Raw genomic sequence first — 23,123 nt, forward strand, 5'->3', positions numbered from 1 at the left:
CTCCTGTGTCACCCCAAGACGGGCTTTGTGCCTGCCAATGGGGTTTGATGTATGTGCGCCGATTACGCTGCTTGTGAGGGCTTGTATGGATCGCGGGCCGTGTTCAGGCCCGAGTAGTCCGAGAACTCGACAAAGGCCTCGCGCATAGGGGCGAGGGTGTGATTGTCGAAGTCATCGACGCGGCCGAAATCACTGGCGTCCAGATCCGGCAGTTCATCGTGGATTTCCTCGGTCAGCGCCTCGGCTATGCGAGTGAAGTCCAGATCGGCGCCAAAGCTCGGTACGCAGCCATAGCGTTCATCGCGATAGAAAAACGGTTTGCCGGTTTCGAGATTGATCTGCTTGGCGATCCGCACGATTTCTTGGGGCTCGTGCGCATCGTGAACGGCCATCCATTGGCATCCGGATTCGCTAATCGCCGATCCGTAGATCGTATAGAACTCGGCTTCGCCCGGTTCGCATTGAACAATCTCTGTCGGGGCGGGAAGGCTGTCGATCTCGGCCGAGCTTCGGTCATCGCGTACCGGGGCAACATAGAAGGCCGAGAAGGTTTCGATTTCGGCGTCGCTGGTCAGGCAGTTGAAGCGGGTCATTTCGGAATCTCCCTTTAGGCGTCGTATTTGAAGAGGCGCGGCAGGCATTCATCGACACAGGCCTCATCGACCTGCTCAGCCATTGCGAGCCATTCATCATCGGTGATCTTGCGGCCCTGTGCCTTGGCGGTGCGGGCGATGTCGCGGATCAGCTCAATCGCATCGTTCACGCTGTCGCTGTCGGGCAGGCAGGCGCGGTGCGACCAGAACATCTGGACGGCTTGGCGGGCATCTTGGGTTTGCATCGCTCTCTCCATCGGTTTGCAATCGTGGTGATTGGGGGCGCGTGACCCCCGGTTATCCGTTGGCGCCGTGCAGCATCATGCTCTCGCTGCGCTCGTCACCGTCCGCGTAGTGCTCGTTGAATGCGGCCGGGTGCATGTGACGCTTGTCGTAATCAACGATTGCGTCGGCGGGGCCGCCGTAGGAAACGTACCCGTCGCGGTGGTAGACCGTGCGACCATCCTCTCCGAGCGTGAGATCGTTGTTCTTATCGAAGGTTTCGCCGAGGCGAGGTTTGATCTGCGGGACGCCGAATTTCGGCTTGAGATCGTCGCGGAATGCGTTGGGTATCATGTGCATCGTTCTGCCCTCACACGTCTGCGGTGAATTTGTGGATTGGCACGAAGCGCTGACCGTCATCGGTGTAGATGATCGTCTTGCCATCATCGCGCTGGACTTGGACGGTGGCAGCGCGCCCGTACATTTCGTCCATCCAGTCATCGACCTCGAACTCGCCGAGGAAGGCGCTTTCGGTCAGGCTGTCATCGAGCATGACGCGATGCGCGGTGAATGTGTGAACCGGAAGTTCGGGGAAAAGTTCGGAAGGTTGAAAGGCCATCGGCTGTCTCCATTTCGGTTGGGCTTGATTGCCCGATGACCTATAAATATCGCTATTTGCGATGTAATTCAAGAAAAAAATACACCAATAGCGATAAAATAGCTATCCAGTGTCGCCATCGTCGATCAGATCGAAGTCGTCACTTTCGGCCTTTTGAGAATAGCCCATCTTGTTCGCCTTGGACCCGGCTTTGAGCACGTATGCCTTCCGCTGCTTCTTCGCTTCGCTGCGCGACATTCCATGAGCGCCGACCATATGATCCGTTGCGCCCTGCCGTGACTTGAGCAGCTTGTGGCAGATCGGACAGCGCCGGTCGGCTTGATGATCGTCGTTTAGTTTGCCTGTGAAGCGATCCGGTTTGCCCGCTGCGATGTCTTGAGCGCGGTAGACACGCTCGACGTGGTTTTTGCGCTGCGCGCGGTCGCTGCCGTCGCCTTTCCGGCATGGCTGCCCCGGCTTGGCGCCGCATTTCGGGCAGTCGGTGGTTTCGATGATCTCGTCGCGGGTCATTGGTTTGCATCCTTTGCCAGTAGGCGTTTGCGTGTTTCGTCTGCGGTTTCCTGATCGACCAGCTTGAAGCGCCCTTCCGCGGCTTTGTTCTTCCAATAGCGCTCGACTTTTAGGCCAGGTTGGAAATGACGGTCGTATCCGTACTTCCCGGGCAGTGATTTGTACGGTTCACGGCTGGCGATCTCGTCCCACTTGAGAACCAGAAACTTACCTTGGCCCTTCTCGATTGCCTTGCTGATTAGCGAGTCGATAGGTTGAAGGGCCCATGTGGTCGGCTTGTAGTCAATTTCAGGCACGGGCTTATCCGCGCTGATCTCCCGCCATACCCATCCGTTCCAGTCGCCGTTTTCAGCCCCGAACGAATATTCAACACCGCCCAACCAGAACGTCCCGGTGAACGCGTGGTTGCAGGCGTTCATTTGCACGATGTCGGCGATGAACACGTATCCGTCCTCGCCTTCCTCGGCCTCGCTGATGCGGTCCCGGTCCCACAGGTGTTCCGTGATCTCTTCGGCGATCTCGTCTAGGGCGCCGGGGTGTTTCTGTTCAATCTCTTCGGCTTCCGGGCAATCAATGCTCATGTGTTCCGTTCCTAGTTGTCAATTACGTCGAAATCGTCTTCTGACGTGAGTTCAGCGAATGCTTCGTTGAAGGCGTCGATGGCGACGATCAGACAGCGTGAGTTGATCTTTTCTGGATCACGCCGCAGGCGCCGCGCCTCGTTGCTATAGGCCTTTCGCGCCTCGAAAAGCGCTTTGGACCTGGCTTCGCCGACGGGGTCACTCATTGGCCCGGCCCGATGCTGATGAACCCGGTCGGGATGTTCGTGCCGGATTCGGCGAAGCTGGCCACTGGCAGGTCGCGCCAACCGCTGTCGATCCAGCCGCGGTCGCGCGTATGGGCATCTTCCCGCACAAGTCCGAGCTTTCCGAGGTGGCCATCGTAGAACGCTGTCGCGGGCAGGATGCAGATCAGGGTGCCGCCGCCGAAACGTCGATCCTCGGGATGGGGTTTCAGGAACTTGCGCGCATGCAGCAGGTGCTTTTGCCAGTGCAGGCCGTAGAACGGCGGGTTCATCACGATCAGGTCGTAATCTGGCGTCGGCGTGGCTTCGAGGAAGTTTCTGATGTAGACCGAATGCCCTTTGGCCCGCGCCTCTTCGGCCCGTTCATGGTTGACCTCGACCCCGCCCATGCGAACTCCGGTCAGGCATTTTTCCTGCACGGCTTCACGTATCGCATCCATGATCCGGCCGTCACCGCAACTCGGTTCAAGGATTGTCTTGACGTCCCGCCAATCCACACCACGCAAAACCTCGTCAATCACCTTGCGCGGGGTGGGGTAGAATTGCAGGTCTTTCGAGACTTCCCGAGATCGGAACAGATCGCGGTACTGATCGGGCTCGGCGTCGGGCGTGTCGGGCAGCACGTCGCCGTAGAACTCGGCCAACGCCAGATTGATCGCGCGCAGCTTTTCCGGCGTGAATTGCAGGTGGCCATTGCCGTTCTTGTAGACTTGCAGCTTCATTCCTTCGAACTCGACCTGATCGCGCTTCGCGTCCTTCACGAGATCCGAGATTTCATTGTAGCTGGTATGCGGTTGGCCCTCGAACACCCGGATCGCGTTGAGCGTGTCGCGCAGCTTCTCAAAGCCGTACCCCTGTCCATATTCGGCGCCGACGCTGCGAAGGATGATCCGTTTGGGCAGGCCCTCGACGCCCACCTTGACCTTGCTGTGCGATTTGAATGCCGGGTCCAGATCGACAAAGCATTCCGCCAGGCCTTTCAGGATATGGTGACGCGGATCTGCCACGTAATGGCCAAAGGTCGCCCGGATATTGCCGAGCGTGAACTCTGGCGGGTTTTCGAATGATCGCTCAAAGGCGTTGCGATCCGATGCGCTGGCGATCTTGTCGAGGTTCAGGCCCTTATAGACGTGCATCCACGCGGACTTGAGCAGGTTGTCGAGGATCGCCCGCTCGTGGACGTAAGGACTGCCGCGGCCCCAAACTGAATGCGCATAGGTGCCGCCAATGGTCGATTGCATTTCAATTTCGGTCACAGTGGCTTTGAACGCGGCCACGGTGTCGGCGACAGAGTCACGCTTGGTTTCGTATTCTTTCACGAGATCGGGAAGCGACCGCAGGACGGCCGGCATGTTGCTTTGGTCGGTCATGTAACCTCCAATTCTGCGGCTTTGGTTTTGGATTGTTTGGCGGGAACGATCCGGTAGCGGTAGCGCAATACCTTTGGCGCTCGGCCGATCTGATATTTCCTTGGCATTACCCACAGCCAGCACGACAACTCGTTAGGTTGCAGAGGCCCGATGTGCTCTTGCGTTGGTTTCACGCGGTCTCCGTTGATGATGTCTACCGCGTGATCGAAGAAGCGATGCACCATTGTTCCGGTCGCAACCGGAAACCCGCTGCCATCGTGATCAATCCAATCGCTCCATTGCGGCTTAGGAAAAGGCATCGGCCTGACCTTCCTGCAAATCCTCAAGCATGATTGGCCGGTCGCAATCCAAAATAATTTCCGATGCGAACGGTAGATTTGCGCCCATTCTCATTTCAGGCCCGAAAATGTGCATAAGCTCGTGAAGCTGAAACCGAGACCAACCGTCTATGCTGACTTTTGCAGGCTGGTAATTACCGTTTGAATAGGGCTCCCAATATTTACGGTGTATTTTGTGGCCCGTTTTGGTCAGCTTGACCCATACGTAATCGTTGATATTAAACTTCGGCATCGTCGGCCTCCTTTCGCGAGATCGGTTGATCGTCAGGTCGTTCGCACGCGAGCAGCATGGCGCGCATTGCGGCTTTGATGTCTGCGCGCAGGTTGGCACCGAATGCTTTGCTTTCCGCATCCATGGCCAGCGTTTCGTCGATTATGTCCCACGCCCACCTGGGCGCGCAGCGGTCGACCAGTTCGTTCCTAAAATGATCATCATGGCACTCAGGATGGTCGCAGGTGCCTGCTTCGCACATGGCGGTGATTTCGGCCTGCTCAGCGTCGTGTTCTTCAAGGGTACTCATGGGGTGTTCTCCTTGATCTCAAACGTGTCGAACGGCGCATCGCAGGCGTCGACAAGGCTTTCGCCCTGCGCAGGGTTGATCGCGTGGGAGTGTTCGAGATCCCGCAAGCGGCGATGGATCGCTTCACGCAACATTTCGTGGGTGACGTCGCTGGCATCCTCGCACGCGCTGATCAGCGAGAATCCGAGCGTGAAGGCGTGGTCATATTTTTGCATGGTTACTCTCCCTCCAATTCGATTTCCTCGCCATCGGCGCGTACTGCGATGTCCGCGCTGGCCCGATAAACGTCGATTGAGCGGACGCCCGCAGTGGTGCAGATCGAGATCAGGCAGCTTGTGCCATCGGGGAACATGACCTCTGCGATACGTTCGCCCGGTCCCGACCAATTGTCGGCCACGCAAGGGCTTTTGATGCTAGGTCGCTTCATGGGGTAATCCTTTGCTTTCGGCCCAATGGAGCTTCTTTAGGACGCGCTTGGCTGCACGTTTCTCTGCGCCATGTGGGTAGATGATGCGGGTTGACTCTTCGTGCCTGAGAACGGCCATGATGGCCCGTTCAATAGCCCTGGCTTCCTCGGGTTGAAGGGTGATCGTCAGCGCTGGCATTAGCCTGCACTTTCGGCCTGATTGGCGTGATCAAGCAGAGCTTTGGCCAAGCGCCTGGCCTCGGCCGCGGTCAATTGCGCCGCGTGAAGATTGACCGAGATCGTCACGCTCGGGGTCTCTTGCCCGTGCCAGTGCTCGGGCACGGCAAAGACAACGACTTCGTCGCCCGCCTTGGTTTCTGGAAGGGCTGTCCCGTTGCTGCCTGCCTGCCCGATGCGTGATTGATAGATGTTTCCCATGTGCGCCATGTCTGTCTCCATTTTGGCTGGGCTTCATTGCCCGATGATTAAAGTATATCGCAAATAGCGATGGATGCAAATAAAAAAACACACAAATACAATAGCTTGCCGATTGGCGTTGTCTTTGCCTTATTTGTATATCGCTATTATTGACATTTCGTGGCTTTGTTGACAAATTACCCACAGGCGCGAAAATCGTCTTGATCATGATATCCCGTCACGATGCGATGGCCGGCCCTCTGGGTCGGCCATTTCATTTGGCGGTCATGCTGCCGCCGATACCGTGGCTGAGCGGGTCAGCTCGCTTTCGATCTGGGCGATGTTCCGGCGCAGGAGTTTCAACTTCTCAATGCACCGCTGCGCCTCGTCTGGGTCGATGCTTTTCGGCGCCTTGAATGGGCCATCTTTGAACAACGGCTGCATCGCTGTCCCGAGCTTGTCGATCCGCTCGTCGAGAGACTTGAGCGACGCGCGCTTGGGGATCTGCGCCACCATCGGCATTTCGGCCTGGGCTTCCTTCGTGACTATGGCATCAGCGGCTTCGGCCGCGGCCTTGTCGGTTGACGCAAGCCCGGCCATGCAGAGTTTGAGAAACGTTTGCTGGCCATTCGGGCTGAGCCCCGCCATATGATAGGCCTGCGTGTGACTAACCACGCCGCGCGAAAGCAGATCACGGTTGTCGTCTGTCAAGCCGAGCAACTTCGTGCGATAGGTAATCCGCCACGCTTGGCTGATGCCGAGCTTCGTCGCTAATGTCTCAGGCGTGAAATCAAATTCGTCCAGCATCCGCTGGTAGGCGATTGCCTCTTCCAAGGGGGAAACCTCGGCGCGTTGCAGGTTCTCAAGGATTGCGTTGATGTGCATGTCGCGATCATCCATCCGGCGCACATGGCACAGGATGTCGAACAACTCGCCATCGGCTTCGAGTAACTTGTGGGCGCGGAAACGTCGTTCGCCCATAATGACTTGGTACTCGTGGCCCTCACCGTCACGCTCAATGGGTCGCACTGTGATCGGTTGCTGCAACCCGTTCTCGTGGATCGAGTTGGCCAATTCTTCCAGCGCGCGCTGATCGAAGTGCTGACGCGGCTGATCAGGGTTGCGGGTTATCAGATTCAGGGGTATGCGTTTGAGCATTCGCTCATTCCTTTTTCCAGAGGTTGCGATGTACTGGCGGGCCGATGCGGCAAACTGAGGCCCGCCAGTTATTTAAACAGGGTAAAGAGATCGAACGGCCTCAATGCCCTGCTTTACAAGACGATCTGGGTCGCGTCCCAATGACCTCGCAAAACGCGGGTTCTGATATGCGTCCCACCCACGCTGAACGGCGACCTTGAAGTCGCCCAACATGCGGAAAGACTTGGCGATCCTGAGCGCGTCGATCTCTCGACCCTCACGAAGCGCCTCACGCAGAAGATCGGTTTTGCGGGTGATGGTCATGGCTAGACGTCCAGTTTGGCTTGTCGGTTCGACTCCGGCGCCCCGCTCCATTGTTTCAACATGGTTCTGGTCTCCTTTGATCGGTAGTCAGTTGATTTGAGGCGCTTTCGCGCGTTACAGGAACGACAAAGCGGTTGAATGTTGTCGATCCAGTTTGTTCCGCCCTTTGCAAGCGGGATGACGTGGTCGGGTTCTAGGTCAGCATCGATCCCGCAGCATAAGCATCGGTTCCCGGTGACGTGTTGCAGTGCGGCCCATTGTTCAGCGGTGTAAGCTCCTTCCGCTTCCATGACGCGGAGGCGGCGCCGACGCCGTCGGGCGCGGTTCTTCTCGACATTCTCTCGTGGCCACCGCTTGTTCTTCTCGGAGTAATACGCTGTCCAATATGCCTCATGGTGTTCGATGCACCGAGCGGGTCCGCGGGCGGGGATTTGGGCATCGCAGTCGACGCAGGTTTTCGAGTTAGAGCGTGGCCGATACCTTTTGCGTTTAAGCTCTCGAGCTCGCTCCCTGTTGGCGATATCGTAAGCACGTTTCTTTGCTTTGTGGTTCGGGTCGGCGTCTCGAGCGAGCCTGGTGAGCGCGGCATTGCGCCGCGCACACTCTTGGCACCGTGTCGGTCCTGCTGCGGGAATCCGCGTTGGGCAGTTCCGACACTTCTTCATCAGAGAAGGGCCTTTTGATCGCCGTGGATCGCCGGGTCCCATTCCGGCACCTCGATCCCCAGACGATCTTGGAGGTATTCAGCCACCATACTTCGATGACACCAGTTCCGCTCATGCAGCGGAGCTCGCTCGAAGCACATCAGCACGGCCAAGCCGTCCTGTGATCGTTCTTCGAGGTCTTTCAGCACTTGTTGCGGATCGAGCTGCTCCAATACCTCAGAGAAAAACCGGCGACGATACTCGGGCTGTTCCTTGCACTCACGCAGGATTTCCCGGGTCGGAGCGAGTTTTTTGTAGAGGCGATACCCGGCGCTAAGGCCGCGCGGATTGCCGCGACTGATCCCGATGCGACCGGGACCGAAATACTGAAACCAACATGACGTGTAGATTTGCATTCTGCTCTCCTTTTTCCAGTGAGGATAGAATAGCAGATTACGCACGCTGTTAAAGTGTAAAGGCTTGAAATCGCTCATGTTTTTGGGAGTTGTGCCAACCGAGTGCATCCAGCAGATATTTAAGGTGATCGACTTCACCAAGGAACGGGATGTGCATATCTGTTGTTCTGGCACCTTCCGCCTTGAGCGCGCGTTGCAGGCGCTGGCGCCACAGGTGAAGGTTCACTCGAACGATGTCTCGCTCTTCTCCTGCGTGATGGGCGGCCTGGCCACGGGTGCGCCTATCGAGTTTACGTTCACGGGTGAACTTGCCGGCAAGGAAAAGCTGCTGGAAAAAGCGGACCCGGTTACGCGCGCTGCGGCTGTCATGGTGGCCTTTGAGATGGCTCGCTATGCGCGGCGCAACAACGCCTACAACGTGAAGCATTTCGACTACTATGATCGGAACTTCCTGCATTACGTCGATCGCACCGTTCCTAAGATAACGCGTACGCTTGAGGCGATGGAGGTCAATTCGTTCTTTCCGGGCGATTGGCTCAAGCATGCCCATAGTGCGATTGAGCGCGACGCGATGATCTTGGCCTTCCCGCCATTTGCCAAGGGCGGCTACGAAGCGCAGTTCAAGTTCCTCAACGAAAACGTTGAGTGGGACGAACCTGCATACGGTCTTTGGGATCCAAAGGATTTGCGTGAAGAAACGCGCAAGCTGGAGAGGGCTGGCGCACGCTATTGCATGTTGACCGATCAATATTGGGACGACCACAAGGCGGTGCTCAAATTCGCGGCCGGGCGGCGCCTACCGCACTACTGCTACGCCAAAACCAAGGCTTCGAGCTTTATCCACAAGCGTGGGCGAGCCGACGCATTCCGCTACAAGCCGGTCGATCCCGAGAAGTTGACCGCAAAGAGCAAGGTCGAGATCCTGCTGGCCGACGGCGCCAAGATGAATTTCATCAAGGACGTCTACCTCGCCAAGTCGATCACCCACGTGTCGGGCATGGTCAATTTCCTGATCCTGATCGACGACATGCTAGTCGGGTCGGTGATCTACGACGAGGGGCCCAAGACCCGGCTGGCCTATGGCGACCACACGGTGCTGATCCTTTCGGACCTCGCCATCATCAACGAGGGCAAGCTGTCGAAGTTCGTGGCAATGCTGGCAACCTCCCGCGCGCTCGTCCGCGCGATGGAGTTGAAGCTACTCAAGCGCTACGACCAGGTGGTCACGACCGCCTTCTCGCGTAACCCAAGCTCAATGAAGTACCGCGGTGTGCTCAAGAAGCTATCCCGCCGGGAGAACGATGCTGGCGACGGCTACGTGATCCAGTATGGCGGGCCGGTGTCGGATCGCACGCCTCAGCAACTCTATCAGGACTGGTGGAAGAAACATGGCCCCAAAAAAGGATAAGCTCGACACCGCCATTGAGCGGTTGCCGATCAAGCAACTCCGGCACCTCAAAAAGAACGCCCGATACATGACGGCCGAGCAGCAACAGCGGCTTACCGAGAACATCACCCGCGACGGGGCCCTGACGAGCCTGCCGCTTGTCTGGCTGATGCAGGCCAAGAACGGCAAGCCCACCGAAGACCCGCCCGTGTACGAGATCGTGAGCGGCAATCACCGCGTCATGTCGGCGCGCGAGGCCGGTCTTGAGGACATCGACTGCATCGTGATCCGCAACTGGATCAGCGCAGAGCGTCGCGTCGAGATCCAGCTCGCGCACAATGCGGTCAACGGCCAAGACGACCTTTCGGTTCTCGAAGAGCTGTACGAGGGCTTGAGCTTGTCTGGTAAGGAATACTCCGGTCTGACCGATGATGTCTTCTCCGGCCTGAAAGACCTGAGCCTGTCGGGCTTTAATGTCGACGGCCCGGATTATCAGGAAATCACGCTGTCATTTCTGCCCGAAGACGCCACGCAGTTCGAAGACCTGGTGAAGCGCGCGGGCAAAAGCCAGAAGGCTCTGTTCTACGCGGCTCGCCTCGAGGATTTCGACACCATGTTCGACGCCATCGTGCGCACCAAGGAAGCGCACAACATCCAGAACAACGCCATGGCTATCGCGGCCCTGACCGAACTGGCAATGGAACGCCTTGATCAGATTGAGGCCGAGGCCGCCGAACCCGTTGATGACGGCGACGTCGTGGAGAAGAGCGCATGAGCGCCCTTGTCGCCTATCGCATGGGTGACGCCCGCATCTTCGGAGTGGATCGCGGCTCTACCGATTACCACATCGAGGTCGAAGCGGAGGTCTTGTCTGACGGTGTCCTGCTTGTGCATGACATCAGGCAGTTTTCTGCACCTGTAAGCCCTCAAGCAACCGTGGATGACCGCAGGCGGTGACCAATTCCGGCTGAAACCTGCGAATCCTTATATTTTGGCAACATGGCCTCCGGGGCGAGTATTCGGTTTTCCGCAAAATGCTTACACAAACCGAACAATTCCGGCCTGTGATCGCCTTACCAGGGCAGTGAAGAGAACAGCGCGCCGTCGCAACAGACGCAACATTCACACGCATATGGGCTGATTAATGACTGAAACCACGGAACCAACATCCCGTCGCGGCGGGTCTCAAAAGAAGCTGACAGTGCAATCCGTTACAACGGCGCTTGAGGCTGTGGGCGGTATCATGACCGCTGCGGCGCATTACTTGGGCGTCGATAGATCGACGGTCTACCGCTTCATCAATGAGAACCCGGAACTCAAGGATGTGCGCGCGGACATCGAAGATCAAACCAAGGACATGGCCGAGGGCAAAATCGTCACGGCGATCAAGAACGGCGAAATGGACACGGTGCGCTGGTACGCGGATCGCAAGATGCGTGACCGGGGGTATGGCCACCAGGCGAAGGTTGAAGGGCCGGGCAAAGACGGGGCTTTCAGACATGAGGTCGCGACGATTGACCCAAGCAAGATGAGCACCGAGGCGCTGCGTGAACTGCGGGCCGCAACGCTCGATCAAGACGCCGCTGATGCTGAATGAAACAGATTTCGTCAATATCGACCGGGAGCTTGCAGCGCGCAGCCTGAGCGACTTCATCAGCATGTCGTGGCCGGTGATTGACGCCGAGGTGTACCAAGACAACTGGCACATGGACGTCGTCAGCGATCACCTGATGGCCTGCCATTCTGGCGAGATCAATCGCCTGCTGATCAACGTGCCGCCCGGCACCTCGAAATCCTCGGCCGCGTCGGTGTTCTTTCCCGCGTGGCTTTGGGGGCCGGGTGGGGCCCCGCATTCACGCTATATTGGCGCGGCCCACGAGCAGGGCCTCGCCACCCGAGACAACCGCCGCACGCGATTGCTGATCGAAAGCGAGTGGTATCAACGGCGCTGGCCGACGAAAATCACCAGCGACCAGAACGAAAAGACCAACTTCGAGAACAATAAGGGCGGGTTTCGGCAAAGCTCGGCCGTTGCCGGCATGACCGGCAAGCGTGGCCACTTCGTTACGTGGGACGACCCGATCAATCCCGAGGGGTCGGAATCGGACACCACCCGGGAAACCGCTGTGCGGATTTTCAAGGAAACGCTGACGTCGCGCCTGGTGAACCCGAAGACATCGGTGATCATCATCATCATGCAGCGTTTGCACGAAGATGATGTGGCCGGGCACATCCTCGCCAGTGACTACGGTTATCACCACGTCATGCTGCCGATGGAGTTCGAGGTTGAGCGGCGTTGTTACTCGGTGGTCAAGCCAAGCTGGATGGACGTCAAGCCCGTCATGGCCCGGTACGACGCGGCGCATCAACGCTGGTATCTCGAAGGCGAAGCGGTCGACGCTGACCGTCGCCAAGTGATCGAGAGCAAGCCCGTGCAAGAGGTCTACCTGCAAGACCCGCGCGAAGCCGATGGCGATCTGCTGTTCGAAGATCGGTTTTCGCGTGAGGTGGTCGAGCGCGACAAGCGGGTGATGGGATCATATGCCACCGCTGGTCAGCTCCAACAGCGTCCGACACCACGCGGCGGCGGTATGTTCCATCGGGAATGGTTCATGCCCGTTCGGGCTGCGCCCAACTGCGTGCGCTACGTGCGCGGCTGGGACATTGCCGCCTCGACCGAAAGGGACTCGGCCTACACCGCTGGCGTTCTGATCGGCGAAACGAGGGACGGCGATTACGTCATCATCGACGTTGTTCGCGACCAATTGAGCGATGCGGGGGTCAAGCGGCTCATGCGCAGCACGGCCGCCGCTGACTTCCAAAAGTACGGGGGCAGGGTGATGGGGTCGGTCCCGCAAGACCCCGGCGCCGGTGGCAAGGTCTGGGCGCAACAGCTCATCAAGGCCTGCGCTGGCTTCAACTATCGGTCTAGCTCGGAAAGCGGTGACAAGGTCACGCGGGCCTCGCCCGTATCCGCACAGGCCGAGGCCGGCAACGTGATGATCGTGCTCGGCGATTGGAACAAGGACTATCTCGAAGAACTGAGCTTGTTTCCTTTCGGCAAGTTCAAGGACCAGGTGGACGCCACCAGCCGCGCCTTCATGGAAATCTCAAAGCCGCAGGGCGTCGCCCTGACCGGCACGCAGTCATAGGACGATCATGGAACAAAAACCGGATACCCGCGCATCCGACATGGAGGCGATGCTCCCGAAGTGGCAGAAGGTCCGCACTATCCTTGATGGCCTCGCGTCCATGAGGCGTCAAGCGAAGACCTATCTGCCGCAACTGCCCAAGGAAACGGACGCACGGTATAAGTTTCGCATCGAGGTATCCAAGCTCACGAACGTCTTTGCCGACATTGTGGAAAACCTCGCGCACCGCGCCTTTGCAAAAGAGGTGACGATCAAGGAGGACACCACAGACAGCACCTTTGACGAGTTCATCGAGGACGTGGACGGCCGCGGCAACAGCCTGCACGTCGTCGCCTCCGAGAGCTTCTACGATGCCATTGCCTTTGGCGTGGACTGGATCTTGGTAGACTACACCAAGAACGTCCCTCAAAACGCCACGGTTGCCCAAGAGCGCAAGATGGGCGCGCGGCCCTATTGGGTTCGCTACCCGGTTGAAAGCGTCCGCGCCGCCTACACGGCGATGATCGAGGGCAAGGAGCAATTCGTTCACGTTCGCCTGCTTGAGCACAAGACAGTTCGCAAGGGGTTTTTCGAAACAACCGAAAAGCGTGTGCTTGAGTTCAATCGTGAGAAAGAGGGCGAAGCATGGGGCGGCGCCACGATCACGGTCTGGAAAGAGGTAAAGGGCGATGACGGTCAACTAAAGTGGATCATTGAAGAGCCAAAACGGCCACTGACCATTCAGGTCATCCCGCTCGTCGCGGTCTTGACCGGCCGTCGCAAGGGGAAAGGCTGGACGTTCAAACCTCCGATGCAGGACGCGGCCGATCTTCAAATCACCTTGTTCCAGCAGGAAACCGGGCTTGAGTTTGCAAAGACCATGTCGTGCTATCCGATGATCGCGGGCAACGGGGTTTCACCGTCCATTGGTGAAGATGGCAAGCCCGAGCCGATTGAAACCGGCCCCGGCATCGCGCTTTACGCCCCCAACACCGGGGAAGGTGGGTCGGCAAGCTGGGAAATCCTTGAGCCATCGGCCGCCTCGCTGAAATTTCTGGCTGATGACGTCAAGAACACGACGAAAGAGTTGCGTGAACTCGGGCGTCAGCCCCTCACGGCACAGTCAAGTGGCAACCTGACAAAGATCACTACGTCTTTCGCTGCCAGCAAGGGCAACAGCGCCATTCAGGCGTGGGCGATCAATGCCTCTGACGCCTACAACACCGCGATGGCATACACGGCTATGTGGCTCAAATCCGAGTTGCGCCCATTGGTCCAGATCGACACCGACTTCGATACATCTGACAGCGAAGACGATGGGTTCAGCCACGTTATGAGCCTGCGCAAGTCGGGCGACATCAGCCGCGATGCCACGCTTCACGAAGCCAAGCGGCGCAGCATTCTCGACAAGAAGTACGACCCCGAGGCCGACGCAGATTTGATCCTTGATGACCTTGAGGACGGCGACGACGAAACCGAAGACGAGGACGATGATGACGGAATCGTTGATCCATAAGCGCATCGGAATTGAGGGCGGTGATCTGGTGATCGAAACGGTCAGTGAAGCTGGCCCGATGACCCACACGGATCGCTTTTCAATCGGACTAAACCCGGACCAAGCGTACGACCTGTTTCTTGAACTCGACGAGCACTTCAACCTTGCTGGTCGCGCGCCAAAGCTCTTGCCCCGCAAGGTATTCGAAGCCCTGCCGCCGGAGGACCAGCAAGACGTGATGGCGCGCGGCTATCAGCTCTACGATTACCCGGAACATCTCGATGATGACGCGCTTGAGTACGACATCAAGCTGCGCGCACGCGGCTGACCCACACACAGAGATTCCGCAATTATGGGATTTTCCCACCATTGCGGTGAACCTGCCGCCTCTGCGGATGCAAGCGGTGCAACGGGGCTGGATAGCCTCACACAACCGGGCTGGATAGCCCAAGGAGACCAAGACCCATGCCAATGGAACTGAAAACCATCGAACACGACGGCAAGACCTTTGCAGAGGTGAAGGACGGCAAGCCCGTTTATATCGACGACGACGGGAAGGAACTTAGCTTCGACGCCGAGTTTACCCACAACAAGATCAAGGAGCTCAATTTCGAAGCGCAGAAGCATCGCGAGGCCAAGGATGCCGCCGAGGGCGCGCTCAAGAAGTTCGAAGGCATCGAAGATCCCGAGGCGGCGATCAAGGCCATCGAAACCGTCAAGAATATCGACGAGTCGAAGCTGATCGAAGCTGGCAAGGTCGAAGAGATCAAGGCCGCGGCGGTCAAGGCCGCCGAAGAGCAGCGTGAGGCGGCGATCAAGGCCAAGGACGAAGAATATGCCCCGATCATGGAAGAGCGCGACAAGCTCAAGCAGCGGCTCGACAATGAGCTGATCGGCGGTGGGTTCGCCCGCTCGAAGTTCGTGGCCGAAAAGGTCGCGATCCCTCACGACATGCTGCAATCGCGCTTTGGCCAGAACTTCAAAGTCGAGGATGGTGAGCTGATCGCCTACGACAACCAAGGCAACAAGATTTACTCGCGCGAAAAGCCGGGTGAGATCGCCAGCTTTGACGAGGCTCTGGAAACCCTCGTTGATCAGTACCCCTACCGTGACAACATCCTCAAGGGCCGCGGTCACAACGGCGGCGGGGCCAACGGCGATGATGGTCGCGGCGGTGACAAGACCATTACGCGGGCCGAGTTCGAAGCTCTCGACCACGGCCAGCGCAGCCAAAAAATGTCGGACGGCTTCACGCTAGTCGACTGACGTTCTCGCTTCGGCGGGGTTTGCCGGGTGGCGGATGCCTCCCCCGGTGCAAGGGCTGGATAGCCCGTTCCAAGCGGACGTTTTGTCTCGCTCTTTCACTTAAAAACGGAGGCCTCTCATGGCTAACAACCTGACGGCAGTTATGCCGACCCTTTATGCTGCTCTCTCCGAGGTGTCTCGCGAGCTGATCGGCTTCATCCCCAACGTGAACCGTGACTCGACCACGGAAATGGCCGCAGTCGGCCAGACCGTGCAATCGCCCGTTGTTCCCCAGAACACGCTTGAGGACATCACGCCCGGCAACGACCCGGCTGACTCCGGCGATCAGACCATCGGCAACGTCAATGTGACGATCTCGAAGTCGAAGGCCTACCCGATCCGCTGGACCGGCGAGGAACAAAAAGCCCTGTCGCCCTACGGTCAGATCAACACGATCCTCCGTGACCAGTTTGCACAGGGCTTCCGCACGCTGGCAAATGCTGTCGAGTCCGACCTTGCCGCGCAGTACGTGAATGCGTCCCGCGCCTATGGCACGCCCGGCACCACGCCGTTTGCCACGGCCGACGACATGACCGACCTTTCCGAGATCAACCGCATTCTCGATGAGAACGGTGCCCCGCAGGGCGGTCGCGTCATGGTCGTGGGTTCTTCGGCGCGCGCCAAGCTCGAAGGCAAGCAGTCGCAACTGTTCAAGGCCAACGAGGCCGGTGATGCCGGGGCCCTTCTGCGCAACCGTGAAATGCGCCGCCTGCACGGCTTTGTCATGGGCTACTCGGCTGGCATCAATGCGCACACGGCTGGCACTTCGGCTGCGTCCTCGCCGGATTACCTGGTTGATCTGGGCGCTGGTTACGACGCTGGCGACACCTCGATCCACCTTGATACCGGCACCGGTGACCACCTGTCCGGTGATGTGATCAGCTTTGCGGGTGATCCCAACAAGTACGTGATCGGCACCGGTGCTGCGGGCGATGGCGACAAGGACATCGTGATCAACGATCCCGGCCTTCTGCTGGCGCTCGATGATGGCGTCGTTGCCACCACCGACGCAAGCTACACGGCCAACCTTGGCTTCCACCAGAACGCATTGCTGCTGGCCGCGCGTCAGCCCGCCATGCCGGAAGGTGGCGACGCGGCTGATGATGTGACGACTCTGGTCGACCCTGTGTCCGGTTTGACCTTCCAGGTCGCCGTCTATCATCAGTACCGCCGCGTGAAATTCGAGATCGGCCTCGCCTGGGGTACGGCCGCTCCGAATCCGAAGTGGCTGTCCATCCTGCAAGGCTAAATTGCCTGAGCTGAGTTGAAGGGAGGGCCGTTGCGGCGGCCCTCTTGATCAACCCAGACCAGCATCAAGATAGGAGACCTAAGATGCGCATTCCCACAGTGAAAGTCATTGCCGACCATCCGCGCGGTTACATGATCATCAACAAGGCCGACTTCGATCCCGAGGTCCATGAGCTGTTCGAAAATCCGAAGCGCGCAAGCGCGGACAGCGGCGCCAAGCAACCTGCCAACGTCAAAGCGGCTGGCAATGATGCAGGGTCTGGCGCCAATGAGGCCCAGAAGCCGCAAGACACCGGCAACGACGGTGAGGTCGACATGAGCGACGTCGAGGCGATGACCTGGCCCCAACTGCGCAGTGCCGCGGCCGAGGTTTCGGACTCGCCGATTTCGACGAAAGAGGACGCCATCGACGCGATCCGCGCTCACCGTGAAAAGAAAGCCGCAAGTGATGGTGGCGCTGACTGATGGCGCTGACTGTCGAAGATGGCACGGGCCTTTCCAACGCCAATGCCTTCGTGTCCCTCGCAGAGTTCAAAGCCTTCTGCGATCTGCGGGGGCATAGCTACACGACCGATCCACTGATCGAGCAAGCTATCGTGCGGGCTACGGACTTCATGTCGAATAGCTGGGCATGGGACGGCTTCAAGCGCAAAGGACGTGGCAATGCGGATGGAGAGCAGGCACTTGCTTTTCCTCGTACCGACCTTGTCGACCGGGATGGGTACGCAGTGCCCTATGACAGCGTGCCGCAGGAGATCAAGGACGCCACGATTGAGGTGGCGCGCGTCGAGTTGACCACCCCCGGCGCCATGACCCCGACCTACACGCCGCACGAGCGCGTCAAGTCGGAGAAGGTTGGGCCCCTTTCGACCGTATACGACCTTTCCAGTTACGATGCCGAGGGCGCCCGACCGGTCATTCTGGCTGTCCGCGACCTGATCGGTGCCTTCCTGAAAAACGGAGGGCAGTCGAAGCTGTCAGGGGAGACAATGCGGGTATGAGCGATCCTGTCAAAACCGAAGTCGACTGCGACCACATCATCTACAGTGATTGGCTACGTCAGTCTGTTTTTGTTTTCACTGATTTTGATCGAGCGTGCGAAGAACTGAGCCGCCTTGGCAGCCCTTCCATTGTCATGGGCGAGGCTGGGGCCGGATACAGCGATCACCCAGACGGCAGCGCGGTTTTCTGGATGGTTTTCAAAACCGACAACCCGCGGATCGCAACGGTTGTTCACGAAGCGGTTCACGTTGCGGATTACCTTTGCGAGTTCACAGGCATCCCGATCACGCCCGACAACGTCGAGGTGCGTTGCTACTTGACCGAGTGGCTGGTGAGCGAAGTGCTGGCATACTTCAACAGGGATAATCAATGATGATCCTTTTGACGCCAACCGGCGCCCGTCCAGAAGCCTTTGCTGCCTGCGTCAATCAAATGCGTTCACAGGACTATCAAGGCCCCGTTCAATGGATCATTGTCGATGACGGGCCCGAGGCCATGCCGACACCCGAGATCGAAGGCTGGGAGATCGTGCATATCCGGCCCGAGCCGCTTTGGCAGCCGGGGCAGAATACGCAGGCGCGGAATATCCTTGCCGGGTTGCCCTACTGTACCGACCGGGTGGCAATTATTGAGGATGACGACGCATACGCGCCGGACTGGCTGGCAACCTGCGATGAATGGCTGAATGACGCCGATCTGGTGGGCGAAAGTCATAGCCTGTACCGGCACCTGAACGGGACTGAGCGCGAGTGCAACAACGCCAAGCACGCCAGCTTGTGCAGCACGGCCATGAAAGGCGAGGGGGTGGCGGCTCTGGCAAAAGCGTGCCGCTCTGGCGAGAAATTCATTGATATTCGCCTCTGGGCCACCAAGGGCATCGCAAAGGCGCTATATCGGCCCGAACCGCGCCGCGTGGCGGGTATTAAAGGTTACCCCGGAAGGCCGGGAATTGGCATGGGGCATCGCCTGAAATGACTGAAACCAGCAACGGCATTCCAATTGGCACGGTTCGCGGCAATGTGCGGGCGTGGATTGAGCGACACGCCGATAAGTTGGGCGATGATGTTCTGGAAGTTGGCTCTCGGTCACACGGCCCCGGCAAGTGGTGGATCATCAACCGCGACCTTGCCCAAGGCAAATGGACGGGCATGGATTTTCAGGACGGCGAGAACGTGGATGTTGTTGCCGACCTGCACGCCATGCCGCAGGACTGGACGGGCCGCTATTCCGGGGTGCTTTGCTCCGAGGTTATGGAGCATGTGAAGTACCCGGATATTGCGCTGGCTGAAATCAAGCGTGTCCTTCGCCCCGGTGGCGTGGCGGTGTTTACGACACTCACCGCGTTCCCGCTGCATGGGTATCCAGAGGACTACCGCCGATGGACGGAAAGCGGGCTGCGCGTGGATTTGGAACGGGCCGGGTTCAAGAACGTGAAGACCGGCAAGGCTGGCAAGGTGACATTCACGCACAGCGACCACGGCGGAAAGACCGTGGTGCAGCACTGCCCGGTGCATGTGTTCGCGGTGTGCAGCGCATGAAAACCGCTCTTGTGCTTGGCGGGGCTGACTGCCTGCATGACGATATTGCGGCGTATCAAGGGGAATATCAGGGCGTTGTTGCCTGCAATGACGCCGGGGCCGAATGGCCCGGTGAATTGGATGCTTGGGTTTCGCTGCATCCCGAGTTTTTCACCCACAAGGGTTGGCTGGATAAACGGCAAGGCCCGCCGCCCAAGCGCCTGATTGCGCATCCCGCCGCCGCACAGCCGCACCGCCGGGCGCGACTGCCCGCAAACGTGGAGTTCACAGAATACGCCTTCCCCGGCCAGACGCACAGCGGATCGTCGGGCCTGTTTGCCACCAAGGTGGCGCTGATCGACTTGGGCTTTGACCGCGCTGTGCTTTGTGGTGTGCCGTTGACACAGACGCCGCACTTCTTTGGCGGTGACCCGTGGAAAGCGGCAGACGGCTTTCGGCGGCAATGGCTGGCCCTACCAGAGGAATATCGGGACCGGATGCGCAGCCTAAGCGGCTGGACTGCGGTGCTTTTGGGGAAGCCCGAGATTGAAACCAAGGAGACCGAAAATGCCTAAACTTACCAACCGAACTGACCAGCCGATTACCGCCAGCACGGGCCACACGATCCCCGCTGAGGGCGATTTGACCGTTTCGGCGGGTACCCTCGCCCGGATTGCGAAGGAGCCGTTCATCGCCCGGCATATGCGCGCGGAAACCCTGACCGTGGCCTATGATGAACCGGAGGCCAAGGGCCTGAGCCGCGCCGATGTGGCAAAGATGAACCGGGGCGAACTGCTTGACGTGATCCTTGCGCACTATGACGACAGCGTGACCGCCGAGGACTTCAAGGGCGTTAACGTCAATGACAAGGGCGACGAAGACGGCCTGCGCACCATCGCAGCCCGCCTGTTGTTTTCTGACCTATGAGCGTTTTCAGTATCGTCGTGCATAACGTGATCGTGTTTCTTCTCGGAGTGAAATTCGGCATCGCCGTTTCGTACCTAATCTGGGACTACACGAAGCGCGAAAGGAAGAACTGAGCCATGGCCTTTGACTACACCAAATCTCGGGCCACGGCGGAAAGGCTGATCGCCCGATTTGGACAGCACGCCACCCTGCGCAAGATCACGAACAGCGGGCCGGAGTGGGCGCCCACGCAAACCGAAGCGGACACGACAATCACCGCCGTTGACCTCAATGAGCAAGTGCGCGACAATTCCGGCACCTTGGTAGGCCAGACGCGGCGCACGCTCTACGTTTCGACAAGCGCAGGCATTGCCCCGGCAAAGGGCGACAAGGTATTCGTGGGGCTGGATAAAGACGCGGTGGCGGCATTGACTGAGCAGGAACAATCCGAGGCGATCCACGAGATTGACGAGGCTTGGCCATTGGCCCCCGGTGGTGTTGACGTATTCTGGGAAGTGGATTTGGTGACATGACCCCTTTATCGAAAGAGGAAATCCAACGCGCGATTGATTACATGCGCAGCACCAATCGTCACGGCGCTCCCTACCAGTGGCCGGAAGATCATAAATTTGGAAGGCTGGAGCGCGCGGTAGACGAGTTCATGTTTCAGCTTGAGCAGGTGCCGCCGTTTTCATGGATTGAGCCTTTTCTCAACTGGCTGTCCCGCGTCATTGGTGTAAAAACTTGACCCGCCGCACGATCCTTGACGATTACCCAGAAGAAAGCGCCGCCGCGTTTGAGCAGGCCCGCGCCCTTGGCGCGTGGCACATGCTGATCTGGCTTGCGGCTTGGACCGCGTGGGCGAACGGCCTCAAACGATAGGCAACCCGACATGGCAAAACGTGAAACGCTGGCGCAAATCGCTGACCGGCTGGAACCCAGTGTGCGCCGAGCTTTTCTCGACAGCGTGCAGAACATCAAGAGCGACGTTCAGCTCAACCTTCTGATCGAGGCCATTGCGGCGAACGACACCGCCCGCGTGATCCAGTTGCTCAACCTAGAGCGGGCGTATTTCGCGCCTTTGGATCGTGGCTTGACACAGGCCTATCAAGAGGCCGGTGATGCGATCATGGCGGCGTGGATGGCGGAAGCCTCGGCCGCCGGTGTGCAGGCCCGGGCGATGTTCGATGCCCGCAACCCGAGGGCCGAAGAATGGCTGCGCACGCAATCCTCTCGCTTGATAACCGAAATCATCGAGGACCAGCGCGAAAGCGTCAGGCAACTTCTCGTGGCCAACATCGAGAAAGGCACCTCACCCCGCACCACGGCCCTTGATCTCGTGGGCCGCGTGAATCGGGCCACAGGGAAGCGCGAAGGCGGGATCGTAGGCCTGCACAGCGGTGACGCCGCAAACAAAGCCCGTGCCCTGTCAGAGCTTCGCTCCGGCGATCCTGCGGCCATGCGGAACTACCTGACCCGCAAGACCCGCGACAAGCGGTTCGACGGTATCGTGCGCCGGGCCATTCGCGACGGCAAGCCGGTCCCGGCCGAGAAGGCCCGCAAGATGATGGTTGGAATGGAAAACCGCATGCTGCGCAATCGCGGCGAAGCCATCGCCCGCACGGAGCTTCTTGGAAGCACTCACGCTGCGCAAGACGAAGGGCTGGATCAGATGATCGAGGACGGCAAGTTGTCGGCCCAGAACGTCAGCGGCGAATGGGATGCGTCCGAGGATGGCGCGACGAGAGACAGTCACCGGGCCATGGATGGTCAGGTGCGCCGCCATGGCGAGGCGTTTGTGACCGGAGCGGGTTATCGCATGATGCGCCCCGGAGATCGTTCACTTGGCGCCCCGGCCAAAGAAATCATCAACTGTCGCTGCGTGAAGCGCATCGACATCGACTGGATCGCGCAGGCGGCGATGGAGTCCCGTGCCGCATGACGAAATACAGCTTTGCGGATTTGGACAAATGGGCGCGAAAGATGGAGCGTCGACAAGACGCCATTCTGCGCCAATCTACGAACGACCTGTTGAAAGGCATCGACATCCGGGCGGGCCTGACACGAGGCGGCACTTTCAAACGCGGCGTTATCCCGCGCCATCTTGGGGCTTTGGCCGGCTCTCTACAGTCGACTTTGATGGGATCGACCGCGATCAGCGGCACCGGCGAGAACAGCTATGTGATGGTGATCGGTGAACTCAAAGGCGGCGACCGAGTTCGGTTTGTCTGGGGCGGGGCCAATGCGCCATATGCTCCGGCGATCCACTACGGTTTCGACAGTTATCCCGGCACATTCTGGCGTGATGACGCGGCCGCCAAATGGCAGGGCTATGTGCGAGCTGCAACAGCAAGGGCAAAGGTGCAAATACCATGAACACGAAAGACATCCGCAACGCCCTGAAATCCCGCCTCGTATCGGCCAACATTGGCCCAAACAGAGCGCATCCAAACGTAGAGCCGACCGGTGGCCGCCCATTCTTCGAAATGTCCTTTACCGGGATCGACCGTGAGGGCGGCACGCTCAAGGGCAATGAAATCCTGTCTGAAACAGGGCAATTCACTGCCGTAGTGGTGGTGGATCAAGGCGGCGGTGAAGACGACGCTTTGGACTATGCCGACGCTGTGGCGGCGCTGTTCCCAGAAGGACAGCGCATCACCATCACTGACGGCGAGATCGTCATACGACGCCCTGCCGAAATCCGAGGCGGATACCCCACCGATGCGGATTACCGCGTGCCTGTCGCGGTCTTTTACCGCGCTAAGGCTGACTGAAAACGCGCCATCAGGCGCAACGTAATCCGGCCTCCC

The 23,123-nt window shown here is 58.8% G+C and carries 40 protein-coding genes; 22 read left to right on the top strand and 18 right to left on the bottom strand.

Annotated features, from left to right (window positions below):
* Positions 1-62 precede the first annotated feature (62 nt).
* From RBB32_RS00475 to RBB32_RS00555, 18 genes are all read right to left on the bottom strand, one after another.
* On the bottom strand, positions 63-593 hold the full coding sequence (locus RBB32_RS00475) for a hypothetical protein (RefSeq protein ID WP_306150709.1): 531 nt from the start codon (positions 591-593) through the stop codon (positions 63-65).
* A 14-nt stretch (positions 594-607) separates the two neighbouring features.
* The gene (locus RBB32_RS00480) at positions 608-838 is read right to left on the bottom strand and encodes a hypothetical protein (protein WP_306150710.1); all 231 of its coding nucleotides are present in this window, start codon (positions 836-838) and stop codon (positions 608-610) included.
* A gap of 52 nt (positions 839-890) precedes the next feature.
* A complete protein-coding gene (locus tag RBB32_RS00485) occupies positions 891-1,169 on the bottom strand; it encodes a hypothetical protein (protein WP_306150711.1) in 279 nt (92 codons plus the stop codon).
* A gap of 16 nt (positions 1,170-1,185) precedes the next feature.
* A complete protein-coding gene (locus RBB32_RS00490; RefSeq protein WP_306150712.1) occupies positions 1,186-1,434 on the bottom strand; it encodes a hypothetical protein in 249 nt (82 codons plus the stop codon).
* A gap of 102 nt (positions 1,435-1,536) precedes the next feature.
* Complete coding sequence (locus RBB32_RS00495) at positions 1,537-1,944, bottom strand: hypothetical protein (protein WP_306150713.1); 408 nt, start codon at positions 1,942-1,944, stop codon at positions 1,537-1,539.
* A complete protein-coding gene (locus RBB32_RS00500; RefSeq protein ID WP_306150714.1) occupies positions 1,941-2,525 on the bottom strand; it encodes a hypothetical protein in 585 nt (194 codons plus the stop codon). The genes RBB32_RS00495 and RBB32_RS00500 overlap by 4 nt, the downstream gene beginning before the upstream one ends.
* 11 nt (positions 2,526-2,536) lie before the next feature.
* Positions 2,537-2,731: a hypothetical protein gene (locus tag RBB32_RS00505; RefSeq protein ID WP_306150715.1), complete on the bottom strand. Its 195-nt coding sequence runs from the start codon at positions 2,729-2,731 to the stop codon at positions 2,537-2,539.
* Entirely contained in the window at positions 2,728-4,119 is a 1,392-nt protein-coding gene (locus tag RBB32_RS00510; RefSeq protein WP_306150716.1) for a DUF4942 domain-containing protein, read from the bottom strand. Before RBB32_RS00510 ends, RBB32_RS00505 begins: the two co-directional genes overlap by 4 nt.
* The gene (locus RBB32_RS00515) at positions 4,116-4,418 is read right to left on the bottom strand and encodes a hypothetical protein (RefSeq protein WP_306150717.1); all 303 of its coding nucleotides are present in this window, start codon (positions 4,416-4,418) and stop codon (positions 4,116-4,118) included. The genes RBB32_RS00510 and RBB32_RS00515 overlap by 4 nt, the downstream gene beginning before the upstream one ends.
* Positions 4,405-4,689 carry a hypothetical protein gene (locus tag RBB32_RS00520; protein WP_306150718.1) on the bottom strand — a complete coding sequence of 95 codons (285 nt, stop codon included), beginning with the start codon at positions 4,687-4,689 and terminating at the stop codon, positions 4,405-4,407. The genes RBB32_RS00515 and RBB32_RS00520 overlap by 14 nt, the downstream gene beginning before the upstream one ends.
* Positions 4,676-4,978 carry a hypothetical protein gene (locus RBB32_RS00525; RefSeq protein WP_306150719.1) on the bottom strand — a complete coding sequence of 101 codons (303 nt, stop codon included), beginning with the start codon at positions 4,976-4,978 and terminating at the stop codon, positions 4,676-4,678. The genes RBB32_RS00520 and RBB32_RS00525 overlap by 14 nt, the downstream gene beginning before the upstream one ends.
* A complete protein-coding gene (locus tag RBB32_RS00530) occupies positions 4,975-5,193 on the bottom strand; it encodes a hypothetical protein (protein ID WP_306150720.1) in 219 nt (72 codons plus the stop codon). Before RBB32_RS00530 ends, RBB32_RS00525 begins: the two co-directional genes overlap by 4 nt.
* Before the next feature lie 2 nt (positions 5,194-5,195).
* Positions 5,196-5,405 carry a hypothetical protein gene (locus RBB32_RS00535; protein WP_306150721.1) on the bottom strand — a complete coding sequence of 70 codons (210 nt, stop codon included), beginning with the start codon at positions 5,403-5,405 and terminating at the stop codon, positions 5,196-5,198.
* A 177-nt stretch (positions 5,406-5,582) separates the two neighbouring features.
* The gene (locus RBB32_RS00540) at positions 5,583-5,831 is read right to left on the bottom strand and encodes a hypothetical protein (protein ID WP_306150722.1); all 249 of its coding nucleotides are present in this window, start codon (positions 5,829-5,831) and stop codon (positions 5,583-5,585) included.
* Between the two features lie 255 nt (positions 5,832-6,086).
* A complete protein-coding gene (locus tag RBB32_RS00545) occupies positions 6,087-6,959 on the bottom strand; it encodes a ParB/RepB/Spo0J family partition protein (RefSeq protein WP_306150723.1) in 873 nt (290 codons plus the stop codon).
* Between the two features lie 72 nt (positions 6,960-7,031).
* The gene (locus tag RBB32_RS00550) at positions 7,032-7,262 is read right to left on the bottom strand and encodes a hypothetical protein (RefSeq protein WP_306150724.1); all 231 of its coding nucleotides are present in this window, start codon (positions 7,260-7,262) and stop codon (positions 7,032-7,034) included.
* 2 nt (positions 7,263-7,264) lie between these two features.
* Positions 7,265-7,969 carry an HNH endonuclease gene (locus RBB32_RS21315; protein WP_371931000.1) on the bottom strand — a complete coding sequence of 235 codons (705 nt, stop codon included), beginning with the start codon at positions 7,967-7,969 and terminating at the stop codon, positions 7,265-7,267.
* A complete protein-coding gene (locus RBB32_RS00555; protein ID WP_306150725.1) occupies positions 7,927-8,400 on the bottom strand; it encodes a DUF488 domain-containing protein in 474 nt (157 codons plus the stop codon). The genes RBB32_RS21315 and RBB32_RS00555 overlap by 43 nt, the downstream gene beginning before the upstream one ends.
* On the opposite strand from RBB32_RS00555, the gene RBB32_RS00560 reads away from it, so the two are divergent.
* The 22 genes from RBB32_RS00560 (at position 8,399) to RBB32_RS00665 (ending at position 23,087) form a co-directional block, all read left to right on the top strand.
* Positions 8,399-9,730, top strand: a complete 1,332-nt coding sequence (locus RBB32_RS00560) for a hypothetical protein (RefSeq protein WP_371931006.1) — start codon at positions 8,399-8,401, stop codon at positions 9,728-9,730. The two genes, RBB32_RS00555 and RBB32_RS00560, sit on opposite strands and share 2 nt — an antisense overlap.
* Complete coding sequence (locus tag RBB32_RS00565) at positions 9,711-10,484, top strand: ParB N-terminal domain-containing protein (protein WP_306150727.1); 774 nt, start codon at positions 9,711-9,713, stop codon at positions 10,482-10,484. The genes RBB32_RS00560 and RBB32_RS00565 overlap by 20 nt, the downstream gene beginning before the upstream one ends.
* Complete coding sequence (locus tag RBB32_RS00570) at positions 10,481-10,666, top strand: hypothetical protein (RefSeq protein ID WP_306150728.1); 186 nt, start codon at positions 10,481-10,483, stop codon at positions 10,664-10,666. The genes RBB32_RS00565 and RBB32_RS00570 overlap by 4 nt, the downstream gene beginning before the upstream one ends.
* 244 nt (positions 10,667-10,910) lie before the next feature.
* Entirely contained in the window at positions 10,911-11,306 is a 396-nt protein-coding gene (locus tag RBB32_RS00575; RefSeq protein ID WP_306150729.1) for a helix-turn-helix domain-containing protein, read from the top strand.
* Positions 11,296-12,861 (top strand): phage terminase large subunit, encoded by a 1,566-nt coding sequence (terL, locus tag RBB32_RS00580; protein WP_306150730.1) that lies wholly within the window; start codon positions 11,296-11,298, stop codon positions 12,859-12,861. Before RBB32_RS00575 ends, terL begins: the two co-directional genes overlap by 11 nt.
* A gap of 7 nt (positions 12,862-12,868) precedes the next feature.
* On the top strand, positions 12,869-14,356 hold the full coding sequence (locus RBB32_RS00585; protein ID WP_306150731.1) for a DUF4055 domain-containing protein: 1,488 nt from the start codon (positions 12,869-12,871) through the stop codon (positions 14,354-14,356).
* On the top strand, positions 14,334-14,663 hold the full coding sequence (locus RBB32_RS00590) for a hypothetical protein (protein ID WP_306150732.1): 330 nt from the start codon (positions 14,334-14,336) through the stop codon (positions 14,661-14,663). Before RBB32_RS00585 ends, RBB32_RS00590 begins: the two co-directional genes overlap by 23 nt.
* Before the next feature lie 137 nt (positions 14,664-14,800).
* Positions 14,801-15,601, top strand: coding sequence for a DUF6651 domain-containing protein (locus RBB32_RS00595; protein ID WP_306150733.1), 801 nt, complete (start codon positions 14,801-14,803; stop codon positions 15,599-15,601).
* A gap of 118 nt (positions 15,602-15,719) precedes the next feature.
* Positions 15,720-16,889: a P22 phage major capsid protein family protein gene (locus RBB32_RS00600; RefSeq protein ID WP_306150734.1), complete on the top strand. Its 1,170-nt coding sequence runs from the start codon at positions 15,720-15,722 to the stop codon at positions 16,887-16,889.
* An 83-nt stretch (positions 16,890-16,972) separates the two neighbouring features.
* Positions 16,973-17,353: a hypothetical protein gene (locus RBB32_RS00605; protein ID WP_306150735.1), complete on the top strand. Its 381-nt coding sequence runs from the start codon at positions 16,973-16,975 to the stop codon at positions 17,351-17,353.
* Positions 17,353-17,889, top strand: coding sequence for a DnaT-like ssDNA-binding protein (locus tag RBB32_RS00610; protein WP_306150736.1), 537 nt, complete (start codon positions 17,353-17,355; stop codon positions 17,887-17,889). Before RBB32_RS00605 ends, RBB32_RS00610 begins: the two co-directional genes overlap by 1 nt.
* Positions 17,886-18,263 (top strand): hypothetical protein, encoded by a 378-nt coding sequence (locus RBB32_RS00615; protein WP_306150737.1) that lies wholly within the window; start codon positions 17,886-17,888, stop codon positions 18,261-18,263. The genes RBB32_RS00610 and RBB32_RS00615 overlap by 4 nt, the downstream gene beginning before the upstream one ends.
* Positions 18,263-18,865 (top strand): glycosyltransferase family A protein, encoded by a 603-nt coding sequence (locus tag RBB32_RS00620; protein ID WP_306150738.1) that lies wholly within the window; start codon positions 18,263-18,265, stop codon positions 18,863-18,865. Before RBB32_RS00615 ends, RBB32_RS00620 begins: the two co-directional genes overlap by 1 nt.
* Complete coding sequence (locus RBB32_RS00625) at positions 18,862-19,428, top strand: class I SAM-dependent methyltransferase (protein ID WP_306150739.1); 567 nt, start codon at positions 18,862-18,864, stop codon at positions 19,426-19,428. Before RBB32_RS00620 ends, RBB32_RS00625 begins: the two co-directional genes overlap by 4 nt.
* On the top strand, positions 19,425-19,982 hold the full coding sequence (locus RBB32_RS00630; RefSeq protein ID WP_306150740.1) for a hypothetical protein: 558 nt from the start codon (positions 19,425-19,427) through the stop codon (positions 19,980-19,982). The genes RBB32_RS00625 and RBB32_RS00630 overlap by 4 nt, the downstream gene beginning before the upstream one ends.
* Positions 19,975-20,334 (top strand): hypothetical protein, encoded by a 360-nt coding sequence (locus RBB32_RS00635; RefSeq protein WP_306150741.1) that lies wholly within the window; start codon positions 19,975-19,977, stop codon positions 20,332-20,334. The genes RBB32_RS00630 and RBB32_RS00635 overlap by 8 nt, the downstream gene beginning before the upstream one ends.
* 116 nt (positions 20,335-20,450) lie before the next feature.
* On the top strand, positions 20,451-20,846 hold the full coding sequence (locus RBB32_RS00640; RefSeq protein ID WP_306150742.1) for a hypothetical protein: 396 nt from the start codon (positions 20,451-20,453) through the stop codon (positions 20,844-20,846).
* Entirely contained in the window at positions 20,843-21,061 is a 219-nt protein-coding gene (locus RBB32_RS00645; RefSeq protein WP_306150743.1) for a hypothetical protein, read from the top strand. The genes RBB32_RS00640 and RBB32_RS00645 overlap by 4 nt, the downstream gene beginning before the upstream one ends.
* Entirely contained in the window at positions 21,058-21,195 is a 138-nt protein-coding gene (locus tag RBB32_RS00650) for a hypothetical protein (protein ID WP_306150744.1), read from the top strand. Before RBB32_RS00645 ends, RBB32_RS00650 begins: the two co-directional genes overlap by 4 nt.
* Positions 21,196-21,205: 10 nt before the next feature.
* Positions 21,206-22,255, top strand: a complete 1,050-nt coding sequence (locus RBB32_RS00655) for a phage minor head protein (protein ID WP_306150745.1) — start codon at positions 21,206-21,208, stop codon at positions 22,253-22,255.
* A 41-nt stretch (positions 22,256-22,296) separates the two neighbouring features.
* Complete coding sequence (locus RBB32_RS00660; protein WP_306150746.1) at positions 22,297-22,689, top strand: hypothetical protein; 393 nt, start codon at positions 22,297-22,299, stop codon at positions 22,687-22,689.
* On the top strand, positions 22,686-23,087 hold the full coding sequence (locus RBB32_RS00665) for a phage tail terminator-like protein (RefSeq protein WP_306150747.1): 402 nt from the start codon (positions 22,686-22,688) through the stop codon (positions 23,085-23,087). Before RBB32_RS00660 ends, RBB32_RS00665 begins: the two co-directional genes overlap by 4 nt.
* Positions 23,088-23,123 lie beyond the last annotated feature (36 nt).

The organism is Roseovarius sp. MMSF_3281, assembly GCF_030733685.1.
GTDB lineage: Bacteria > Pseudomonadota > Alphaproteobacteria > Rhodobacterales > Rhodobacteraceae > Roseovarius.

Bases quoted from the DNA above. Each gene is read 5' to 3' on its own strand.
- RBB32_RS00645 (WP_306150743.1), top strand. From the start codon at position 20,843: ATGACCCCTTTATCGAAAGAGGAAATCCAACGCGCGATTGATTACATG.
- RBB32_RS00490 (WP_306150712.1), bottom strand. From the start codon at position 1,434: ATGGCCTTTCAACCTTCCGAACTTTTCCCCGAACTTCCGGTTCACACA.
- RBB32_RS00630 (WP_306150740.1), top strand. From the start codon at position 19,425: ATGAAAACCGCTCTTGTGCTTGGCGGGGCTGACTGCCTGCATGACGAT.
- RBB32_RS00665 (WP_306150747.1), top strand. From the start codon at position 22,686: ATGAACACGAAAGACATCCGCAACGCCCTGAAATCCCGCCTCGTATCG.
- RBB32_RS00560 (WP_371931006.1), top strand. From the start codon at position 8,399: ATGTTTTTGGGAGTTGTGCCAACCGAGTGCATCCAGCAGATATTTAAG.
- RBB32_RS00585 (WP_306150731.1), top strand. From the start codon at position 12,869: ATGGAACAAAAACCGGATACCCGCGCATCCGACATGGAGGCGATGCTC.
- RBB32_RS00570 (WP_306150728.1), top strand. From the start codon at position 10,481: ATGAGCGCCCTTGTCGCCTATCGCATGGGTGACGCCCGCATCTTCGGA.
- RBB32_RS00550 (WP_306150724.1), bottom strand. From the start codon at position 7,262: ATGACCATCACCCGCAAAACCGATCTTCTGCGTGAGGCGCTTCGTGAG.
- RBB32_RS00555 (WP_306150725.1), bottom strand. From the start codon at position 8,400: ATGAGCGATTTCAAGCCTTTACACTTTAACAGCGTGCGTAATCTGCTA.
- RBB32_RS00635 (WP_306150741.1), top strand. From the start codon at position 19,975: ATGCCTAAACTTACCAACCGAACTGACCAGCCGATTACCGCCAGCACG.
- RBB32_RS00610 (WP_306150736.1), top strand. From the start codon at position 17,353: ATGGCGCTGACTGTCGAAGATGGCACGGGCCTTTCCAACGCCAATGCC.
- RBB32_RS00510 (WP_306150716.1), bottom strand. From the start codon at position 4,119: ATGACCGACCAAAGCAACATGCCGGCCGTCCTGCGGTCGCTTCCCGAT.
- RBB32_RS00515 (WP_306150717.1), bottom strand. From the start codon at position 4,418: ATGCCTTTTCCTAAGCCGCAATGGAGCGATTGGATTGATCACGATGGC.
- RBB32_RS00640 (WP_306150742.1), top strand. From the start codon at position 20,451: ATGGCCTTTGACTACACCAAATCTCGGGCCACGGCGGAAAGGCTGATC.
- RBB32_RS21315 (WP_371931000.1), bottom strand. From the start codon at position 7,969: ATGGGACCCGGCGATCCACGGCGATCAAAAGGCCCTTCTCTGATGAAG.
- RBB32_RS00520 (WP_306150718.1), bottom strand. From the start codon at position 4,689: ATGCCGAAGTTTAATATCAACGATTACGTATGGGTCAAGCTGACCAAA.
- RBB32_RS00525 (WP_306150719.1), bottom strand. From the start codon at position 4,978: ATGAGTACCCTTGAAGAACACGACGCTGAGCAGGCCGAAATCACCGCC.
- RBB32_RS00480 (WP_306150710.1), bottom strand. From the start codon at position 838: ATGCAAACCCAAGATGCCCGCCAAGCCGTCCAGATGTTCTGGTCGCAC.
- RBB32_RS00620 (WP_306150738.1), top strand. From the start codon at position 18,263: ATGATCCTTTTGACGCCAACCGGCGCCCGTCCAGAAGCCTTTGCTGCC.
- RBB32_RS00565 (WP_306150727.1), top strand. From the start codon at position 9,711: ATGGCCCCAAAAAAGGATAAGCTCGACACCGCCATTGAGCGGTTGCCG.
- RBB32_RS00655 (WP_306150745.1), top strand. From the start codon at position 21,206: ATGGCAAAACGTGAAACGCTGGCGCAAATCGCTGACCGGCTGGAACCC.
- RBB32_RS00495 (WP_306150713.1), bottom strand. From the start codon at position 1,944: ATGACCCGCGACGAGATCATCGAAACCACCGACTGCCCGAAATGCGGC.
- RBB32_RS00500 (WP_306150714.1), bottom strand. From the start codon at position 2,525: ATGAGCATTGATTGCCCGGAAGCCGAAGAGATTGAACAGAAACACCCC.
- terL (WP_306150730.1), top strand. From the start codon at position 11,296: ATGCTGAATGAAACAGATTTCGTCAATATCGACCGGGAGCTTGCAGCG.
- RBB32_RS00540 (WP_306150722.1), bottom strand. From the start codon at position 5,831: ATGGCGCACATGGGAAACATCTATCAATCACGCATCGGGCAGGCAGGC.
- RBB32_RS00600 (WP_306150734.1), top strand. From the start codon at position 15,720: ATGGCTAACAACCTGACGGCAGTTATGCCGACCCTTTATGCTGCTCTC.
- RBB32_RS00625 (WP_306150739.1), top strand. From the start codon at position 18,862: ATGACTGAAACCAGCAACGGCATTCCAATTGGCACGGTTCGCGGCAAT.
- RBB32_RS00545 (WP_306150723.1), bottom strand. From the start codon at position 6,959: ATGCTCAAACGCATACCCCTGAATCTGATAACCCGCAACCCTGATCAG.
- RBB32_RS00505 (WP_306150715.1), bottom strand. From the start codon at position 2,731: ATGAGTGACCCCGTCGGCGAAGCCAGGTCCAAAGCGCTTTTCGAGGCG.
- RBB32_RS00615 (WP_306150737.1), top strand. From the start codon at position 17,886: ATGAGCGATCCTGTCAAAACCGAAGTCGACTGCGACCACATCATCTAC.
- RBB32_RS00605 (WP_306150735.1), top strand. From the start codon at position 16,973: ATGCGCATTCCCACAGTGAAAGTCATTGCCGACCATCCGCGCGGTTAC.
- RBB32_RS00535 (WP_306150721.1), bottom strand. From the start codon at position 5,405: ATGAAGCGACCTAGCATCAAAAGCCCTTGCGTGGCCGACAATTGGTCG.
- RBB32_RS00530 (WP_306150720.1), bottom strand. From the start codon at position 5,193: ATGCAAAAATATGACCACGCCTTCACGCTCGGATTCTCGCTGATCAGC.
- RBB32_RS00590 (WP_306150732.1), top strand. From the start codon at position 14,334: ATGACGGAATCGTTGATCCATAAGCGCATCGGAATTGAGGGCGGTGAT.
- RBB32_RS00595 (WP_306150733.1), top strand. From the start codon at position 14,801: ATGCCAATGGAACTGAAAACCATCGAACACGACGGCAAGACCTTTGCA.
- RBB32_RS00660 (WP_306150746.1), top strand. From the start codon at position 22,297: ATGGAGCGTCGACAAGACGCCATTCTGCGCCAATCTACGAACGACCTG.
- RBB32_RS00485 (WP_306150711.1), bottom strand. From the start codon at position 1,169: ATGATACCCAACGCATTCCGCGACGATCTCAAGCCGAAATTCGGCGTC.
- RBB32_RS00475 (WP_306150709.1), bottom strand. From the start codon at position 593: ATGACCCGCTTCAACTGCCTGACCAGCGACGCCGAAATCGAAACCTTC.